This window comes from Bifidobacterium saguinibicoloris (genome assembly GCF_019331725.1).
GTDB lineage: Bacteria > Actinomycetota > Actinomycetes > Actinomycetales > Bifidobacteriaceae > Bifidobacterium > Bifidobacterium saguinibicoloris.
In genome coordinates this window covers 123703-142225 of the sequence record NZ_JAHBBF010000002.1, presented here as the reverse complement: position 1 = coordinate 142225, position 18523 = coordinate 123703, and the positions used below count along the sequence as shown (strand labels likewise).

At 66.7% G+C, this 18523-nt stretch carries 14 protein-coding genes; 11 read left to right on the top strand and 3 right to left on the bottom strand.

What is annotated here, in order from left to right; genetic code table 11:
- Positions 1 to 168: 168 nt before the first annotated feature.
- Together KIH78_RS10550 and KIH78_RS02455 are read left to right on the top strand one after the other, a co-directional pair.
- A complete protein-coding gene (locus KIH78_RS10550) occupies positions 169 to 1992 on the top strand; it encodes a CPBP family intramembrane glutamic endopeptidase (RefSeq protein WP_236034363.1) in 1824 nt (607 codons plus the stop codon).
- A gap of 262 nt (positions 1993 to 2254) precedes the next feature.
- Positions 2255 to 3427, top strand: a complete 1173-nt coding sequence (locus KIH78_RS02455; protein ID WP_219131082.1) for a beta/alpha barrel domain-containing protein — start codon at positions 2255 to 2257, stop codon at positions 3425 to 3427.
- Positions 3428 to 3449: 22 nt separating this feature from the next.
- Here KIH78_RS02455 and KIH78_RS02450 read toward each other — a convergent pair whose 3' ends face one another.
- Positions 3450 to 4799: an NAD(P)/FAD-dependent oxidoreductase gene (locus KIH78_RS02450; RefSeq protein ID WP_219131081.1), complete on the bottom strand. Its 1350-nt coding sequence runs from the start codon at positions 4797 to 4799 to the stop codon at positions 3450 to 3452.
- Between the two features lie 349 nt (positions 4800 to 5148).
- Between KIH78_RS02450 and murA the strand changes: the two genes are divergently transcribed.
- Entirely contained in the window at positions 5149 to 6474 is a 1326-nt protein-coding gene (gene murA / locus KIH78_RS02445; RefSeq protein WP_214311818.1) for a UDP-N-acetylglucosamine 1-carboxyvinyltransferase, read from the top strand.
- A gap of 94 nt (positions 6475 to 6568) precedes the next feature.
- On the opposite strand, the gene KIH78_RS02440 is transcribed toward murA, so the two are convergent.
- A complete protein-coding gene (locus tag KIH78_RS02440; protein WP_219131080.1) occupies positions 6569 to 7849 on the bottom strand; it encodes an MFS transporter in 1281 nt (426 codons plus the stop codon).
- Between the two features lie 254 nt (positions 7850 to 8103).
- A complete protein-coding gene (locus KIH78_RS02435; protein WP_219131079.1) occupies positions 8104 to 8823 on the bottom strand; it encodes a TetR/AcrR family transcriptional regulator in 720 nt (239 codons plus the stop codon).
- A gap of 112 nt (positions 8824 to 8935) precedes the next feature.
- On the opposite strand from KIH78_RS02435, the gene KIH78_RS02430 reads away from it, so the two are divergent.
- From KIH78_RS02430 to KIH78_RS02395, 8 genes are all read left to right on the top strand, one after another.
- Positions 8936 to 9832, top strand: coding sequence for a lysophospholipid acyltransferase family protein (locus tag KIH78_RS02430; RefSeq protein WP_219131078.1), 897 nt, complete (start codon positions 8936 to 8938; stop codon positions 9830 to 9832).
- A gap of 85 nt (positions 9833 to 9917) precedes the next feature.
- Positions 9918 to 10919: an NAD(P)H-dependent glycerol-3-phosphate dehydrogenase gene (locus KIH78_RS02425; RefSeq protein WP_214311826.1), complete on the top strand. Its 1002-nt coding sequence runs from the start codon at positions 9918 to 9920 to the stop codon at positions 10917 to 10919.
- Between the two features lie 228 nt (positions 10920 to 11147).
- The gene (locus tag KIH78_RS02420) at positions 11148 to 12269 is read left to right on the top strand and encodes a D-alanine--D-alanine ligase family protein (protein WP_219131077.1); all 1122 of its coding nucleotides are present in this window, start codon (positions 11148 to 11150) and stop codon (positions 12267 to 12269) included.
- Positions 12270 to 12693: 424 nt separating this feature from the next.
- Positions 12694 to 13860, top strand: coding sequence for an ABC transporter substrate-binding protein (locus KIH78_RS02415; RefSeq protein WP_219131076.1), 1167 nt, complete (start codon positions 12694 to 12696; stop codon positions 13858 to 13860).
- A gap of 42 nt (positions 13861 to 13902) precedes the next feature.
- Positions 13903 to 14829, top strand: coding sequence for an ABC transporter permease (locus tag KIH78_RS02410; RefSeq protein WP_219131075.1), 927 nt, complete (start codon positions 13903 to 13905; stop codon positions 14827 to 14829).
- Positions 14820 to 15707, top strand: a complete 888-nt coding sequence (locus KIH78_RS02405; protein WP_219131074.1) for an ABC transporter permease — start codon at positions 14820 to 14822, stop codon at positions 15705 to 15707. The genes KIH78_RS02410 and KIH78_RS02405 overlap by 10 nt, the downstream gene beginning before the upstream one ends.
- Before the next feature lie 6 nt (positions 15708 to 15713).
- A complete protein-coding gene (locus KIH78_RS02400; RefSeq protein WP_219131073.1) occupies positions 15714 to 16961 on the top strand; it encodes an ABC transporter ATP-binding protein in 1248 nt (415 codons plus the stop codon).
- A 225-nt stretch (positions 16962 to 17186) separates the two neighbouring features.
- A complete protein-coding gene (locus KIH78_RS02395) occupies positions 17187 to 18458 on the top strand; it encodes a CPBP family intramembrane glutamic endopeptidase (RefSeq protein WP_219131072.1) in 1272 nt (423 codons plus the stop codon).
- Positions 18459 to 18523 lie beyond the last annotated feature (65 nt).

Here is an 18523-nt window from a genome sequence, read left to right as displayed (position 1 = left end):
GTCCCGGCCGTACGGCGTGACGCCTTCGGCCGGGACCACGGCATGACATGAACGGTCCGTCCGCATCCCCATTCGGGGTTGCGGGCGGACCGTTCGTCGTTCATGAACGTTGGCGCAACAATCCGGGAACATCCAGACGACATGCAGAAACGCGCGTAGGCTGGAGCCATGACGACGAACGAACCGCAGCCGCAGGGCAATCCCGGCCAATACACGCAACCACAGCCGGCGATGCCGCCGGCGATGCAGCCGATGGCGCAGCGGCCGGTGACGACGCAACAGCCGGTGGACCCGCAGGAACCGGCGTATCCCCAGGCCTATCCGCAGCAGACGGGCGGATACGCGCCGTCGGCCGGATATCCGCAACAGGCGGTCCCGCAATATCCGCAGGCCTACCCGCAATCGCATCCGCAGACGGGTGCATACCCGCAACAGGCGCCGATGCAGCCGCAAGGCGCCACGATCCCACAGCCGGAACCGTACGGGCAGCCGGGCGGCGTCTACGTGCCGTCGGCCGCCTACCCTCAGGCGGCGGCTCCGCATGCGGCGGAACCCTACGGCTACGGCGTGCAGCCGTCCATCCAACCTCCAGCGGAACCATATCCGCAGGTCGCGGCGTTCCCGCAGCAATCGGCCGCCTATCCGCAGCAAAGCGCGTATCCGCAGCCGGCGGCCCACCCGCAGCAGGCCGCGGCGTCGCCATACCCGCAAGGCGCGTATCCGCAGACCGCAGCGCCGCAGTACCCGCAGTCGCAGTACCCGCAGACGGCCGCGGCGCAATACCCGCAACAGGGCGCTGCGACGCAGTACCAGCAAGGCGCGTACGCGCACCCGACGTATCCGCAGGCGACATACCAACAGGCCGCGTATCCGCAACCAGCGTACGCACAGATGCCGTATCCGCAACCAACATACCCGCAGACGCAGTATCCGCAGGTCGCATACCCGCAGACCGCGTACGCGCGCCCGGCGCCGGCGTTCGCCATGCCCATCGACCCGCGCAGGATGCTCAACAAATGGCGCAGGGCCGTGGTCAACCGCGCCATGGGCGTCACCTTCGCCTACGAAGGCATGATGTACGCGGGCGCCCTCATCTCCGAGATCGTCGTCATGACCGTCCTGTACGCCGGCAAGGACATGAGCGACGCCGAATTCTCGCGCTGGAACGGCGTCTTCAGCATCGCCTCCCTCTTGACGGCCGTCGGATTCCTGCTCATCGTGCGCCACCGTGACATCTTCACCCGCGAATACTGGCTCGGCGGCCCCCACCTCGACACCTACGGCGAACCCGACCAGAAGGGCCGTATGAGCCAGTACGGCAGCGGACGGCGCATGACCGTGCCCACCGCGTTCGCGTTCATGGGCCTCGCCATGGGCGTCCAAGGCGTCATCACGCTCATCCAGCTCGCGTTCTCCCTGCTCGGCGCCGACCTCGCCTCGCCCACCTCGGACAGCATCGACGAATCCATGACCACCGTGAGCATGTGGCTGTACGTGTGCCTGCTCGCCCCCATCTGCGAGGAGATGATCTTCCGCGGCGTGCTGCTCAAATCGTTGAAGCCGCTCGGCAAGAACTTCGCCATCATCACCTCGGCCGTCATGTTCGGCTTCTTCCACGGCGACATCGTGCAAGGCGTGTTCGCCGCGTTCTCCGGACTGCTGCTGGGCTATCTCGCGATGGAATATTCGCTGGTGTGGTCCATTGCATTGCACTTCTTCAACAACGCGATCCTCGCCGGAGTGATGGACACGCTCGCCTCCACCTATCTGGACGACACCGGCTACACCATCTACGCCATCGGCACGATGCTGTTCGGCATCGTCGTCTCCATCGTCGTGCTCGTCCTCAACCGCAAGCGGATCGGCGCCTACGCGCGCGCCAACCGCGTGCCGGGCGCGTTCGCCGGATGGGCCTCGTGGACGCTCATCGGCTTCGCGCTGTTCAACGGCGTCCAGGCCGTGTACTCGTTCGTCACCGCCATGATGTCGTAGCGGTTGTGCGTTGCGTGCGCGGCTCGGTGCGGTCGGCGGGTTGCGTGCGCGGGTGCGGTCGTGCGGTCGGTGTGCGGCTCGACGCGGGCTGGCGTGCGGGCCGTCGTGCGCGGCTCGGTGCGGCTCGACGCGGGCCGCGGGTCATGCGGGCGTGCGGTTTATGCTGGAAGGGTCCCCGATTCCCATGCCATGCCGGCCTTTTGTCCCAACCGGCGCGCGGCCGGGAATGCCTTGCCGAGAACCTGCCGAGAAGGAGAGCACGATGACCCAGCAGTTCCAGCCGTTCTACGACGTCAACCGCACGTACGAGGAGAACTATGAGGAGGGGCCGTTCGGCCTGTTCGGCGAGGCGCTGCGCGGCGAATCGGCGGATACGGCCGGCGCGTCTACGTCCGATTCCGCCGCGGCCGGCGCATCGACTGCGGCCGATTTCGCCGCGGCTGACGGTTCCGCCGCCCCCGCCGATGCGTTCCTCGGTGTGCCGGTGAACCTCGCGTTCGGCATCCCCGCCGGCCCGCTGCTCAACAGCCGCTACACCACGGCCGCGTTCCGCATGGGCTTCGACCTTGCGACCTACAAGACCGTGCGCTCGCGCGCATGGGGCTGCAACCCGTTCCCGAACGTGCTCGCCGTGCACCCGAAGTCCGCGGACGGCTCCCTCACGCCCGGCAGCGACGAGCTCGACGAAGGCGTGCTCGCCGACACGAACTACGAGGCGCCCATCTCCATCTCCAACAGCTTCGGCGTGCCCTCGCAGGATCCGGACGTGTGGCAGCCGGACATGTTCCGCGCCATCGAGGCGGCCGGTCCCGGCCAGGTGCTCGTCCCTGGCTTCCAGGGTTCGCGCGTGGACGGCATGACCGAGGAGGAGTACATCGCCGACCACGCCACCACCGCGCGGCTCGTCAAGGAGACCGGCGCGAAGCTCATGGTGATGAACACGAGCTGCCCGAACGAGGGCCACAACGTGCTGCTGTGCCACAACCCGCAGCTCGTCGGCCGCATCGCCGAGGCGGTGAAGGACGAGATCGGCGACACCCCACTCATGGTCAAGCTCGCCTACATCCCCGACGACGCGGCGCTCGAGCTCATGGTCCGCTCCACCGTGGAACGCGGCACCGTGCAGGGCTTCAGCACCATCAACACCATTTCCGCGCGTCTTGTGGACGCGCACGGCAATCAGGCGCTCCCGGGCAAGGGGCGCGGCCGGTCCGGCGTGTGCGGCCACGCGATCCGCGGCGCCGGCCTCGACATGGTCCGCCGTCTCGCCGCGCTGCGCGAGCGGCTCGGCCTCGACTTCGCCATCAACGGCGTGGGCGGCGTGGTGACGCCGGCCGATTATCGGGCGTACAGGAGCGCCGGCGCGGACAGTGTGATGTCCGCCACCGGCGCGATGTGGAACGCGAACCTCGCCCGCGAGATCAAGGCCGCCTGAGGTCAGGCCGGCGTCGCGGCCGTCAGGCTTCGGCGGCGGCCTTCATCGCGACGGCGCCCACGTAGTAGACGGGCTTGTCGAAGTTCGGCTGGAACAGGAAGTCGACGTTCGCGAGCTCGTCGATGGTGAACCCGGCCTGGATCGCCATCGAGACGACGTTCGCGGCGCCGGAGATGTCCGCCTTCGAGCAGAACTGGCCGCCCTTGACCTTGCGGGTCTCCGGGTCCCACGTGAGAATCGACGTGACCGGCGTGGTGGTGAGCATGAAGTCCGGGCGGTAGTCCTCGGTCAGCTCCGTCTCATGCACGGTCAGGCCGCGGCGTTCGGCGCCCGCCTGCGTCAGTCCCGACGCGGCGAGCGACAGGTCGTACAGCTGCACGGCGCTCGTCGCCTGCGTGCCCAGGTACTTGACGGTCGGCTTCTCGATGTTGCGGCCGACCAAAAGACCCTGGCGCACGGCGTTCGTGGCCAGCGGGATGTAGTCGTGCTGGCCGGTCGGGTTGTAGAAGACGGTCGCCGAATCGCCGCACGCGTACACGTCCGGCGCGGAGGCGCGCATGTAGTCGTCGACGACGATCGCGCCGTTCGGCAGCATGTCCACCTGCCCCTTGACGAGGTCCGTGTTCGGCAGGAAGCCGACCGCGAGAATCGCCATCTCGGCCGTGTACTCGCCCTTTTCGGTGACGACGGTGACGGTGTCGTCGTCGTTGTCGCGGAAGGCGGTGACCTTCTGGCCCAACGCGAGCGTGACGCCGTGGCTTTCGAACGCTTCGGCCACCTGGTCGGTGATCCGCTTGTCGAAGTTGTTCGCGAGCGGTCGGTCGAGGCCGTCGACCAGCGTGGTCTGCACGCCCTTGAGGCTGAACTGCTCGGCGATCTCGGCGCCGATGTAGCCCGAGCCGATCACCACCGCGGACTTCGCCTCCTTCGCCTTCTCCTTGATGGCGATGGCGTGGTCCCAGTTCTTGCACAGCAGCACGTGTTTGCTGTCGATGCCCGGAATCGGAGGGACGACCGGGCGCGAGCCGGTGGTGACGACCAGCTTGTCGAACGCGAGCGTCTCGGCCGGGGCGTCTTCGGCCGCGTCGACCGGACGGTAGGTGAGGGTGTGGCCTTCGACGTCGATGGACGTGACGTCGGTGCGCATGTGCATGGTCGCGCCCGCCTGGGCGAGCGATTCGGGGGAGGAGTAGAACATCTTCTTCGGGTCGGACACGTGGTCGCCCACCCACAGCGCGATGCCGCAGGACAGGAACGACAGCGTGCCGTTGCGTTCGAAGACATGGACGGTCCAATCGGGATGCTCGGCGAGGATCGACGTGGCGGCGAACGTGCCGGCGTGCGTGCATCCGACGATGGCGACGGTGGTCATGGATAATGCTCCTTTGCGTTGTTGTCCGGGCGACGCTCCCGTTGCGGAGTCTCCGTTTGCCTCCTGTGAGCGTTCACCTCTGCCTCCTCACGATAGCAAAGTGGAACGGACCCGGGCGCACGGGCGCGCGGCAGGGCCGCACAAGTGTGACGTGGGTCACAGACGCCAAGGTCGGGCGGTGGAACAGGACGACGGCCGGGGTGGGGCCGGGTGGTCCGGGACGATTACGCTGCGGGCCGCAACCCGTGGTTTTCACCGGGTTCGCACATGCCGTATGGCACACTGTCATATAGTGTTTCGAGGTCCGCCGCAGCCGGCGGGGCAGGCAAGAGAACCGAAAGAGGTAGTCGTGGGAGAAATCGAGAACGATGTGCTGCACGTCGAGGGTGGCAAGCCCCTCAACGGCACGATCAAGGTGCGTGGCGCGAAGAACTTCGTGAGCAAGGCCATGGTCGCCGCGCTGCTCGCACCGGGCAAGTCGGTCCTGAAGAACGTCCCCGAGATCCGTGACGTGCACGTGGTCTCCGACCTGCTGCGCCTGCACGGCGTGGACGTCGACGTGGACGGCGACAAGGGCGTCGTCACCATCGACGCCACCCACGTGCAGCTGGCTGACGTGGCCGACGTGGACACCCTCTCCGGCTCCTCCCGCATCCCGATCCTGTTCTCCGGACCGCTCGTGCACCGTCTCGGCGAGGCGTTCATCCCGGCGCTCGGCGGATGCAACATCGGCGGCCGACCCATCGACTTCCACCTGGAGACCCTGCGCAAGCTCGGCGCCAACGTCGACAAGGAACACAAGGACGGCATCCACATCACCGCGCCGAACGGACTCAAGGGCGCGAAGATCCACCTGCCGTACCCGTCCGTCGGCGCCACCGAACAGACGCTGCTCGCCGCCGTCCTCGCCGAAGGCAAGACCGAACTGTCCGGCGCCGCTATCGAACCGGAGATCATGGACCTCGTCGCCGTCCTGCAGAAGATGGGCGCGATCATCTCCGTGGACGTGGACCGCACGTTCCGCATCGAAGGCGTCAAGGAGCTCAAGGGCTACACGCACACCTCGCTGACCGACCGCATCGAGGCCGCCTCCTGGGCGTCCGCGGCGCTCGCCACGCACGGCGACATCTTCGTCAAGGGCGCCACGCAGCCGGAGATGATGACCTTCCTCAACGTGTTCCGCAAGGTCGGCGGCGAATTCGACGTCACCGACAAGGGCATCCGCTTCTGGCACCCGGGCGGCGACCTGCACCCGGTCGCCATCGAGACCGACGTCCACCCCGGCTTCATGACCGACTGGCAGCAGCCGCTCGTCGTGGCCCTCACGCAGGCCAACGGCCTGTCGATCGTGCACGAGACCGTGTACGAGAACCGCTTCGGCTTCACCAAGCCGCTCGTGCAGATGGGCGCCACCATCCAGCTGTACCGCGAATGCCTCGGTTCCCTGCCATGCCGCTTCCAGCAGCGCAACTACAAGCACTCCGCCGTCATCTTCGGACCCACCCCGCTCACCGGACGCGACATCGACGTGCCGGACCTGCGCGGCGGCTTCTCGCACCTCATCGCGGCGCTTGCGGCCAAGGGCCCGTCCAACGTGCAGGGCATCTCGCTCATCGACCGCGGCTACGCCGACTTCCGCGGCAAGCTGCACCAGCTCGGCGCCGACATCGACTGATCGGCTGATTGACTGGTCGGCTGACCGCCTGATTATCAGCTGATCCGCACGCGATTCATATGACGGCTCCCCGCGCACGCGGGGAGCCGTTCCGCTATGCCTCGAAGCGCTTGGCGAGGGGAGTCATCATGACGGCGAACAGGCCGATCGCGGCGGCGCTGACGATGCCGACCGCGGCGACCGGGAGGCGGTCGTAGGCCCAGCCGTACGCCATCTGGCCGAGCGGCTGCGCGCACATGCACAGCGCGCCGAACATCGCCATGACCTTGCCGGTCATCGCCTCCGGCGTGCTCAGTTGGATCGCCGGGACGGCGATGAGGTTGGTGAAGCAGCTCGAGACCATCATCAGGCAGGTGAATCCGATGAGCGTGACGAGCTTCGTCCATGCGCCCACAGGCAGCAGGAACACGATGCCCTGCGGGACCAGCGTCAGCGCGAACGCGAGCAGCGCGGTCGGCATGTGCCGCATCGAGAGCCTCGAGGCGAACAGGCCGACGATGAACGCGCCCGCCACCCCGGCCATGCCGACCAGGCCGTCGGCCACGCCGTACACGGTCGAGTCGAATCCGAGCACCGTGCGGATCGTGTAGGGGAATCCCACCGCCGAATAGCCGATGACGATGAAGTTCAGTCCGGCCGCGAACAGAGCGAGGCGGAACACGTTCGGGCGATCGTGCGTGAGGAACCGCAACCCGGCCATGAGGTCCTCGACGGGGGAGGGCAGCGCCTCCTCGTCGCCGCGGTCCGGCGCGCCGAGACGGATGAAGCACTCCAACACGGCGGCCGCGGCGAAGCTCACGACGGTGATCGCCATCATCGGACGGATGCCGACCATCGCGTACAGCACGCCGCCGAGAAAGCTCGGCAGCAGGGAGCCGAGCTGCTGCACCTGGTTGACGACGGCCATCGCCTGGCGCATCACCGCCTGGCCGTGCGCGCGGAACATCTGGGGGAGCGCCGCCTGCACCGTCGGCGTCTCGAACGCGCCGAGCACGGCGAGGGCCACCTGCATCGCGGCGATGGCGACCATATTGAAACCGATTGCGGCGAAGAGGATCGCGCTTGCGAGCACCAGCACGCCGGAGACCGCGTCGAGGGCGACCATGATGGTGCGGCGGTTCACGCGGTCGGCGAGAACGCCGCCGAACGGGGAGAGGATGATCGTCGGAACGATCGAGACCGCGAGGATTGAGGCGAAGACGGTGGCCGAGCCGGTCTCGTCGAGCACCCACATCGACATCGCGAAACGCAGCATCAGGTTGCCGAACAGGGAGATGCCCTGGCCGGCGACCAACAGAATGAAGTCGCGGGAGATGAGCGGGGAGCGCTGCGGTGTTGTGGTTGGTGGTGTGGTTGATGTGGCTGGTGTGGCCATGGTGGTTCCTTGGCGGTTGGCGGTTCCGGGTTTTGTTGTGCTGGGGTGTCTCAGTGCAAGGATTCCCGGGGTTGGTGTGGTGTTTCCGGGATTTGTTGCGCTGGGAATCTCTCAGCGCGAGGATTCCCGGGTGGTGTTCGTATCGTTCGGGTTGATTGGGCTGGTTTCCGGGTTTTGTTGTGCTGAGGGTGTCTCAGTGCAAGGATTCCCGGGGTTGGTGTGGTGTTTCCGGGTTTTGTTGCGCTGGCGGTGTCTCAGCGCAAGGATTCCCGGACGGCGTTCGTGTTCGCGTCGCTCGGGGCGCCCGTGGCATCCGTGTCGCCGTAGTCCGTGTCGCCATAGGCCATATAGAAATCGGTCATGAGCCCGATGAGCTCCGTGTCGAGGACGGGCACGCCGATCGCCTCGAGCATCGTGGCAAGGCATTCGATGCGATGGCGCAGCTCCGGACGGGTGGCGGGATGGAAGTGGGGGAGCAGCCAATAGTTCGTCAGCAGCGAGAGCAGTTCCGCCGCTTCGTGCGGATATGCGGTCGGGATGGAGCCATCCCGTGCGCCTTCCTCAAGGAACGGCAGCCAGTATTTGGGCAGTTCCTCGGACCAGAATCTCAGATTGGAGGTCAGGGTATTCGGATCGTCGAGGGACGGGATCGACATCCGGTTGAGCTGGTTGTGCGCGTCGTTGGACATGGCGGTCCTGAACAGCGTGCGCAGCTTCTCCAATCCGTTGAGGTCGCCGCGCGCCATGATCACGGCCCCGGCATCCCGGCTGTCCTTCCAGTCCAGATCGGTGAGCCGGTCGAGGATCTCCTGTTTCGACTTGAAATGGTGGTAGATCGCGCCTTTGGAGAGATTGCCGAGACGGTCGATGATGTCCTGGATCGTGGTCTTCTCGTATCCCTTCTCCAGGAACAGGTCGCGCGCCGCTTCGAGGATGCGCCGTTCCGTCACTTCGGGATGCGCGTTGCGTGCCATGGAGGTCTCCTTTCGCGTGGATGTCCCGATTGCACTGCCCCTGATTATACATACCGTCGGTCGGTATGTATAGTGGCGAACCGCGGTAGGGGGCGAACGTACAATAAGGCCCATGGCATCCAAAGGAAAACCGTCGCCGCGCTCCGCGGTCGAACCCCTGAGCGACGCGCGCGTCGCCGAACTCGCGAAGAAGCACCATCTCGTCGACCCGATGCGCGACTTCCCGACCGGCCCCAACCGCAAGGCCAACATCCCGGAGATCAATGCGCAGAACCCCAAGGGTACGAAGCGCCTCCTCAAGGGCGTCGACGTCGTGTTCAACGCGAGCTGCCACACCCGCGCCTGGGGGCTCGACAACATCCCCGAAACCGGCCCGTTCATCACCGCCGCCAGCCACGTGACCATGTTCGACGTGTTCGTGCCGATGGCCAGCCTGTTCCACATGGGACGCCGACCGCGCTACATGGCCAAGGCCGAGATGGCGAAATGGCCCATCATCGGCAAATGGTTCCAGATCGTCGGCATGCAGCCGGTCCAACGCCACTCCGGCAAGGCCAAGCAGATCGAGGAGACGTCCATCGACATCCTCACCTCCGGCCGGCCGCTCACCGTCTGGCCCGAAGGCACCGTGACCCGCGACCCGAAGAAATGGGTGATGAGCATCAAGGAGGGCGCCGCCTACATCGCGCTCGAGGCCTCCCGGAGGCTCGGACGCCAGGTGCCGCTGTTCTGCGCCGCCACCTGGGGCGCCGCGTCCATCAACCATTGGTGGCCGTGGCCGCGGAAGAACGTCGTCATGTGCTACGACCATCAGCTCGACTACTCGGATTTGCTCGAGGACATGGACTCCTGGGGCGACGAGCCGCCGGCGGACGCCGTCGAGACCCTCAAATGGCGCATGTTCATCCGACTCAACGAGCTCCTCGAGGAGATTCGTGGCGAGGAATTCCCCAAGGAAGGCTACTGGGACTACCGCACCATGAGCCGCAGGTCGATCGAATCGGCGTGAGCGGCGAGTAGCATGGCAACAGTCGCGAAGCAATAGACGAAGCAACAGACACAGCAGTACCTCATGCGAAACGGAGGCATAAATCATGGGTAGGAAAATCACGGTACTCGGCGCGGGCGCATGGGGTACCTCCTTCGGCCAGGTGCTGGCCGACGCCGGCAACGACGTGACGATGTGGGCCATCGAACCGGAGATCGTCGAAGGCATCCGCGACAACCACCGCAACCACGTGCGTCTGCCGTTCATCGAACACCTGCCGGACAACATGACCGCCACCGGCGACCGCGCCGAGGCCGTCAAGGACGCCGAAATCGTCGTCGTCGCCATCGCCGCGCAGTTCGCGCGCGTCGCCCTCGCGGAGTTCAAGGGCCTCATCCCGGAGAACGCCATCGTCGTGAGCCTCATGAAGGGCATCGAACGCAACACCAACAAGCGTATGGACGAGGTCGTGCGCGAGGCCCTCGACCTGCCCGCCGAGCGCTTCGCCGCCATCTCCGGCCCGAACCTCTCCAAGGAGATCGCGCTGCGCCAGCCCTCCGCCACCGTCGTCGGCTGCGCGGACCTCGACAACGCGACCAAGGTCGCCGAGGCCTGCACCACCGATTATTTCAAGCCGTTCGTCACCACCGACGTCATCGGCCTCGAGATGTGCGGCTCGCTCAAGAACGTCGTCGCGCTCGCCGTGGGCATGGCCCGCGGCGCCGGCTACGGCGAGAACACCGCCGCCATGATCGAGACGCGTGGACTGGCCGAACTCACCGCGCTCGGCCAGGCGGCCGGCGCCGACCCGAAGACCTTCGCCGGACTCGCCGGCGTCGGCGACCTCATCGCCACCTGCGGATCCCCGCTGAGCCGCAACTACACGTTCGGCGCGAACCTCGGCAAGGGCCTGAGCAAGGAGGAGGCCACGAAGGTGAGCAACGGCGTCGCCGAAGGCGTGCCCACCACCGGCGCCGTCGTCGCGCTCGGCAAGGAGCTCGGCGTGCCCACGCCGCTCGCCTACGCGATGAGCCGCGTGCTCGACGAGGGCATCTCCTGCGCCGACATGCTCGCCCAGCTCTTCGGCCGCGAGATCACCGCCGAGTAGACCCTCCCGCACTCCCCGTCACCCCTACGCCGCCGGCCGTACGCAATGCCTCCGGCCGTGGGGAGGCGGGGAGAACTGTGGAGATAACCCCCGCGCGGTGGACCGACGTCCTCCCGCGGACCATAATCGACGACGGACAAACGGATACAACGGACAACGGACGGGGAGCAACCGGCCGGCCGGCACGGTCCACGGACCATGCCGGCGACGAAAGGAACAAGTAGGAACATGGCCAAGAAGCGCATCGTGGTGCTGTATGGCGGTCGCGCCGACGAACATTCGATCTCCTGCATCTCGACGGCCGGCGTGCTCGGCGCGCTCGACACCGACCGGTTCGAGGCGATTCCGGTTGGCATCACCAAGGACGGCAAGTGGATCGTCGACGGCGAGGACCCGCGCGGCTGGAACCTTGACGGCGGCACGCTGCCCGTCGTCGAACGGACCGCGACGTCGCGCGACGTGGTCCTCGACGTGGCGGAAGGCCAGGACGGCTTCTTCGCCCGCAACGCCGACGGCACGCTCGAGCCGTTCGGCCACGTCGACGCCGTGTTCCCCGTACTCCACGGCCCGTACGGCGAGGACGGCACCGTGCAGGGCCTGCTCGAGATGATGAACGTGCCGTACGTGGGTTGCGGCGTCTTCGCCTCCGCCGCCTGCATGGACAAGCACTACACGAAGGTCGTGCTCAACGCCGCCGGCATCCCCACCGCGCCCGGCGTGACCGTCGACGCGCGCACCGTGCGCCCCGAGGAGGCGCTCGCCCAGGTCGAGCAGGCCGGGCTCGCCTACCCGCTGTTCGTCAAGCCCTCCCGCGCCGGCTCCAGCTTCGGCGTGACCAAGGTGGAGGAGGCCTCCACCCGCGAGGAGCAGGCTGAAGTGCTCGGCAAGGCCATCGTGGAGGCCGGCAGGCACGATTGGAAAGTGCTCATCGAACAGGGCATCGACGGGCGCGAGATCGAATGCGCCGTGCTCGCCGCGCGTCCCGGCGAGGAGCCGGAGGCCAGCTGGCCCGGCGAGATCGTGCTCGACCACAACGACGACGACCAGTTCTACGACTTCGACTCCAAGTACATGGACGCCTCCGCCAGCCATGTGGAGGTGCCGGCCAACCTGCCCGTCAGCGTGCTCGAGGACGTGCGCGACGTGGCGCGCCGCGCGTTCACCGCGGTGGACGGCGCCGGCCTGAGCCGCGTGGACACGTTCGTCCAGCCCGACGGCACCGTCATGGTCAACGAGATCAACACGATGCCCGGCTTCACGCCGATCTCCATGTACCCCAAGGCGTGGGACGCCACCGGCGTGAGCTACACCGAGCTCATCACGCGTCTCATCGAAGGGGTGCTGCGCTAGTCGTTCCGCGTCTTGCGTACGTCGTCTCCCGCGCACGTCGTGCGCGGGCCGTCGGCCCTTCCGTCCGTATGTCGCGGGCGGGAGGGCCGACGGCGTTTTCGGCGTGCGATGCGGCGGTCCGACGAATGGAACCGTCCCCTCGTCGTATCGGTGCCTCCCCACACGGCCACGTCGTCCGTCGTCGTCGCAAGGCGGTGAAAACGACGTAGACGTCGCAGCCCATATTCCAGTCCACGTCGCAATTCATCTATAGTTTCCCCGAATTCATCAATGCTTCGCGCAACGTCGCACGGAGTTCACCGGGACGTCGATGTCGCGACGGATAACGGCCGTAGCGTTCTGATTTGGAATTACGGGCCGCGTGAATGCAGCGCGATGACATGCCCCGACTCCCTAGAGGACAGTTGAGTAAAGAGGAAACCCAATGAAGAACCTGCGTAAGTTCGCCGCCGGCGCCATCGCCGGCGTGCTCGCGTTCTCGATGGCCGCCTGCGGTTCGAGCAACGCCTCCTCCGATGGCGGCAACGCCTCCACCGGCAAGGCCGTCACCGTCGACCAGAAGTCCGCCAAGGCCACGTCGCTCGCCGACTTCGGCACCATGGACGACCTCGTCAAGGCCGCCGAGAAGGAGGGCGCGCTCAACGTCATCGCCCTGCCGCACGACTGGTCCAACTACGGCGAGGTCATCTCCACCTTCAAGAAGAAGTACCCGAAGATCAAGATCACCGAGCTCAACCCGAACGCCTCCTCCAAGGAGGAGCTCGACGCCGCCAAGACCAACAAGGGCACCGACGCCGCCCCGGACGTGTTCGACGTCGGCCAGTCCATCGCCGCCACCTCCACCAGCGCCTTTGCCCCCTACAAGGTGCAGGCCTGGGACAAGATCCCGGATGAGAACAAGGACGCCAACGGCGCCTACTACGCCGACTACACCGGCATCATGTCCATCGGCTGGAACAAGGACAAGTACGGCGAGATCAAGAGCCTCAACGACCTGCTCGACCCGAAGTTCGCCGGCACCGTCGCCCTCAACGGCAAGCCCGCCGAGGCCGGCGCCGCCTTCAACGGCTACCTGATGGTCAACCAGCTGGCCGGCGGCGACACCAAGAACCTCCAGCCCGGCCTCGACTTCTTCAAGAAGCTCAAGGACGCCGGCAACCTCACCACCGTCGACGTGACCAACGGCACCATCGACTCCGGCCAGACCGGCGTCGTCATGGACTGGACCTACAACCAGGCCTCCTACAAGAAGGAGCTGAAGAGCAAGGGCGTCAACTGGGAGTACAAGACCTTCCCGAAGGCCCAGGTCGTCAGCTACTACAACCAGGCCATCAACGTGGACGCGCCGCACCCGGCCGCCGCCCGCCTGTGGGAGGAGTACCTGTACACCGCCGAAGCCCAGAACCTGTGGTTCAAGGGCGGCGCCAACCCGGTCCTCCTCGACTCCATGAAGCAGGACGGCACCGTCGACCAGACGACCCTCAAGGACGCCGTCACCATCGAAGGCAAGCCGGTCAGCTACAGCAACGACGACGCCAACCGCATCACCGAATGGCTCCAGAACAACTGGGACCAGACCATCGGCAACTGACGGTCAGCGTCCAGCGCATCCGCAATCAAGGCATCACAAGCCATGACCGCAGCAATCGCACAGCACGGGTCCGCCGCCACCAGGCCGGCGGGCCCGTCGGCTACCTCCTCCACGTTGGCGAAGCACCGCAAGGAGCTCGGCACCTTCATGGTGACGCTCCCGTTCTTCGCCTACACGGCGTGCTTCCTGCTCGCCCCCACCATCATCGTCGTCATCGGCGCGTTCCAGACGCGTGACGGCGGCTTCACCCTCGCCAACTTCAGCAAACTGACCGAACCGAACACCATCGCGGCGTTCGTCACGTCGATCGTCGTGTCCGTCGCGTCGTCCGTCATCGGCGCCGTCGTGGGCGGCCTCGCCTCCTACGCGCTCGTCATCGGCGCCAAGCCGAACGGCCTGCTGCGACGCATGATCTCCGCGATCTCGTCCGTGCTCGCGCAGTTCGGCGGCGTCATGCTCGCGTTCGCGTTCATCGCGACCATCGGCATCAACGGCATCGGCACCATGCTCATCAAGACGATGACGGGCCTCACCGTCAACCCGAACTGGCTGAGCTCCATGCCGGGCCTCGTGACCGTCTACTGCTACTTCCAGATCCCGCTGATGATCATCATCTTCCTGCCCGCGGTCGATTCGATCCGCCCGCAGTGGCGTGAGGCGTGCGAGTCGCTCGGCGGCAACACCGTCCAATACTGGACGCGCGTGGCCCTGCCGATCCTCGCGCCCCGCTTCATCTCCGCGTTCCTGCTGCTGTTCGCCTCCGCGTTCTCCGCGTACGCGACCGCCGCCGCCCTGTTCTCCCAGCGTTCCATCCTCGTGCCGCTGATGATCCAGGGCGCCATGCGCAACGAGATGGACCCCAACCAGCAGGGCTTCGCCCAGGTGCTGGCGTTCGCGATGATCGTCGTCGTGGCGATCGTCATGCTGTTGAGCCATGCCGTGGAAAAGAGGGCCGGACGTTGGCAGTGAACGAAGCCGTGAAATCAACCGAAACGCTTGAGCCGACAGGGGAGCGTCCGCCGCAGCTGCGCGCCGCGCGCGTGCGCCGGCAGAGCGTCATCAAGTTCGTCATCCTGTTCGTCACGCTGGCGTTCCTGTTCGTGCCGCTCATCTCCATGCTCGTCTTCACGCTCCGCCACCCGCTGTCCGGGCGCTGGTCGCTGGCCCCGTGGGTCGCGATCTTCACCGGCAACGGCGAGTCGCTCGGCGCGGACCTCACCGTGCTGTGGCAGGGGCTCGGCGCCTCGCTCGCCCTGTGCGCGGTGACCGTCGTGCTCATGCTGCTGCTCATGGTCCCGACCATGGTGATCGTGCACATCCGCTCCAAGGCGCTGGAACGCGCCATCGAATGGGTGGCCACCCTGCCGCTCACCATCCCCGCCATCGTGCTGGTCGTCGGCCTCGGTCCGATCTACCGCTGGCTCAGCTCCTCGCTGCTCAACACCAACCCGATCTGGCTGTGCTTCGCGTACGTCGTGCTCGTCATGCCGTTCGCGTTCCGCGCCATCGCCGTCGGCCTCAACTCCATCGACGTGAAGACGCTGGTCGAGGCGTCGCGCTCGCTCGGCGCGTCCTGGCCCAAGGTGTTCTTCCGCGTCATCATCCCGAACCTGTGGCAGTCCATCCTGTCCGCCAGCTTCATCTCCATCGCCGTCGTGCTCGGCGAATACACCGTGGCCTCGCTGCTCGGCCGCATGAACCTGCAGGTCGCGCTCTACCAGCTCGGCCAGTCCAACTCCCAGATCTCCACCGCCATGTCGCTGCTCGCGCTGCTGTTCGGCGTGGTGCTGCTGGTCGCGCTCGACCTCATCTCCGAGCGCGTTGCCAAATCCAAGGAAGGCAAGTAAACCACCATGTCTCTTGCAGAACACAATGTGACGGCCCCGAAGACCGACGAGGACGCGTTCAAGAACGACCCGAACGCCACGCTCGACGGCGTCCACGGCCACGATGTGACCGCGGCCGCCAAGGCCCTGCTCAAGGACTCCACCACGCGTGGAGGCGGCATCCAGATGCAGGACGTCGTCAAGATCTACCCGGGCGCCACCAAGCGTGCGCTCGACGACTTCAACCTCGACATCAAGCCCGGCGAGATGGTCGTGCTCCTCGGCGGCTCCGGCTGCGGCAAATCCACCGCGCTGCGCTCCCTCGCAGGACTCGAGGACATCCAGGGCGGCCGCATCCTCGTCGGCGGACAGGACGTCACCGGCGTGCCCGTCAACAAGCGCGACATGGCCATGGTGTTCCAGGCCTACTCGCTGTTCCCGCACATGACCGCCGTCGAGAACGTCGAATTCGGACTCGAAGTACGCGGCGTCGGCAGGGCGGAACGCCGCCGCATCGCCATGGAGCAGCTCGAACTCGTCGGCCTCAAGGACCAGGCCGGCAAGTACACGCAGCAGATGTCCGGCGGCCAGCAGCAGCGCGTCGCCCTCGCCCGCGCCCTCGCCATCAAGCCGCGCGTGCTGCTCCTCGACGAGCCGCTGTCCGCGCTCGACGCGAAGGTCCGCGTGCAGCTGCGCGATGAGATCCGCCGCATCCAGCTCAACACCGGCACCACCACCGTGTTCGTCACCCACGACCAGGAGGAGGCGCTCGCCGTGGCCGACCGCGTCGGCGTCATGAACCACGGGCGCATCGAGCAGATCGCCGCCCCGCAGGACCTCTACCGTCGTCCCGCCACCGAATACGTGGCCACGTTCATCGGTCTCACCAACCGTCTTCCCGGCGTCTCCGACGGCGAGGAGGCCGTGGTGTTCGGCCAGCGCGTGCCGCTGCTGCCCGGCTCCAAGAAGGGTGATCCGGTGGCGGTGCTCGTGCGCCCGGAGAACATCGCGCTGGCGCGCGTGGACGGTGCCGGCGCTGCCGGTGCCGCCGGCGCGCCTGCGACCGGTGAGCGCGCCCGCGTGGAGGTCATCCACTTCCTTGGCGCCGTGGCCCGCGTGGACTGCGTGGTCTCCAGCGACGAGTTCGTGCATTGGAACAAGGGCGAACGCCTCAAGGTCACCGTGCAGCTGCCCGCCAACGAGCTGCCCGAAGGGCTCGCCCCCGGTGACGAGGTGGTCGTCACGCCTCGCGCCGTCGCCGCGCTCGCCTGCTGAAGGCGCGGCCTTCGGCTTCGGCCGGTTCCCCGGCCGTCGTTCGTCGGCCGATTGTGCGGTCGGTTCGTTTTCCGGAACCGACAGGCTTGCCGTCGGATCAGAGTGATGGTCATGCTCCGGTCCGACGGCTTTGTCGTCTCGCCGGTTCCGCCGTGATGGGCAGGCTGCGACGGTCCTGCTTTCCGACGGCCGGGCCGCCCGCCGGCATGCCGTAAGCTGGGTGTCATGAGTGGACAGACGCCGCAGCCATGGGGGCCGCAGGACAGGCCGCAATCGCAGGATGAGCCGCAATCGGGGGCTCCGCAGTCGGAAGGACCGCAGTCGCCGCAGCCGGAGACGGGGCGGCCGCAGGACCCCGGACGGATGCCGCCGCGGTTCGACGTGCCGGAGGAGCAGACCTACCAATCCGATTCGGGACTGTGGCTGATGGGGCAACCCCCGGAGCCGCCGCAGGGACCGCAACCCGGCCGTCCCGGTCATCCCGGCGGCGGAAGCGACGGACGCGCCGGCGGTGCCTCGCTCTTCGAGGCGCACCGCCGGTTCGTGCTCATCGGCGTGGGTCTGTGCGTGGTCATCGCGGTATGGGTGGGGCTCGGCATGGTGATCGGCGGCCTGCTGGACCCGTATTTCCCTAATGGGGCGCCCGTCTGGGTGACGTTGGCGGTCTCCGGCGTGCCGCTCTACTGTGTGGCCATGCCGTTGTCCATGCTGGTGTTCGCGCGCGTGCCCGTCCTCAAGGTCAGACAGTTCCCGTTGGACGTGCGACGCTTCCTCACCATGCTCGCTGTCTGCTTCCCCATCATGATGGCGGGCAATCTCATCGGCAGCGGATTGTCGAAGATCATCTCCGGCGGCACCGCCACCAACCGGATCAACGACCTCATCGCCAACGGCGACATCTGGGTGAACGCCCTGTTCATGGTGCTCATCGCGCCGTTCTTCGAGGAATGGATGTTCCGCAGGCAGCTCATCGACCGCACGCGGCGATACGGTGAGCGCACGTCCATCGCATTGTCCGCGTTCGCGTTCGCACTGTTCCACATGAACCTGTTCCAGTTCTTCTATGCGTTCGGCATAGGACTGGTGTTCGGGTACGTGTACATGCGCACCGGCCGGCTGCGGTATTCGGTGGCCATGCACATGATCCTCAACGCGAACGGCGCTCTGGTGGCGCCGCTGGTGATGTCCCTGGCCGGGGATCAGACGTCCCGGATCGCCGAGGGGACGATGACCGAACAGGAGATGATGGCGGCGGCGCAGGCCAATCCGGGCATAATCGGTGTTCTCCTGTATAGCTTCGTGCTGATGGCCGTGGCCGTGGGCGGTGTCGTGCTGCTTGCGCGCAACTGGCGCGCCATCGAATTCTATGATCCGCCGGAACGGCTGCCGGGCTGGCAAGGCGTACGAATCGCCTTCCTCAACCCGGCGATGATCGTCTACACGGTGCTCACCATCGTGCTCGGCCTGTGGCAGATGGGCATCCTGACCTTCGGCTGACGGCTTCCGGTCCGGACGACGTCGCCCGGACCGCGTCGTATCGGCCGATGCCGATTGAATGGTTC

Bases quoted from the DNA above. Each gene is read 5' to 3' on its own strand.
- KIH78_RS02425 (WP_214311826.1), top strand. From the start codon at position 9,918: ATGGGTAGGAAAATCACGGTACTCGGCGCGGGCGCATGGGGTACCTCC.
- KIH78_RS02435 (WP_219131079.1), bottom strand. From the start codon at position 8,823: ATGGCACGCAACGCGCATCCCGAAGTGACGGAACGGCGCATCCTCGAA.
- KIH78_RS02420 (WP_219131077.1), top strand. From the start codon at position 11,148: ATGGCCAAGAAGCGCATCGTGGTGCTGTATGGCGGTCGCGCCGACGAA.
- KIH78_RS02400 (WP_219131073.1), top strand. From the start codon at position 15,714: ATGTCTCTTGCAGAACACAATGTGACGGCCCCGAAGACCGACGAGGAC.
- KIH78_RS02395 (WP_219131072.1), top strand. From the start codon at position 17,187: ATGAGTGGACAGACGCCGCAGCCATGGGGGCCGCAGGACAGGCCGCAA.
- KIH78_RS02455 (WP_219131082.1), top strand. From the start codon at position 2,255: ATGACCCAGCAGTTCCAGCCGTTCTACGACGTCAACCGCACGTACGAG.
- KIH78_RS02430 (WP_219131078.1), top strand. From the start codon at position 8,936: ATGGCATCCAAAGGAAAACCGTCGCCGCGCTCCGCGGTCGAACCCCTG.
- KIH78_RS02450 (WP_219131081.1), bottom strand. From the start codon at position 4,799: ATGACCACCGTCGCCATCGTCGGATGCACGCACGCCGGCACGTTCGCC.
- KIH78_RS02415 (WP_219131076.1), top strand. From the start codon at position 12,694: ATGAAGAACCTGCGTAAGTTCGCCGCCGGCGCCATCGCCGGCGTGCTC.
- KIH78_RS02440 (WP_219131080.1), bottom strand. From the start codon at position 7,849: ATGGCCACACCAGCCACATCAACCACACCACCAACCACAACACCGCAG.
- KIH78_RS10550 (WP_236034363.1), top strand. From the start codon at position 169: ATGACGACGAACGAACCGCAGCCGCAGGGCAATCCCGGCCAATACACG.
- KIH78_RS02410 (WP_219131075.1), top strand. From the start codon at position 13,903: ATGACCGCAGCAATCGCACAGCACGGGTCCGCCGCCACCAGGCCGGCG.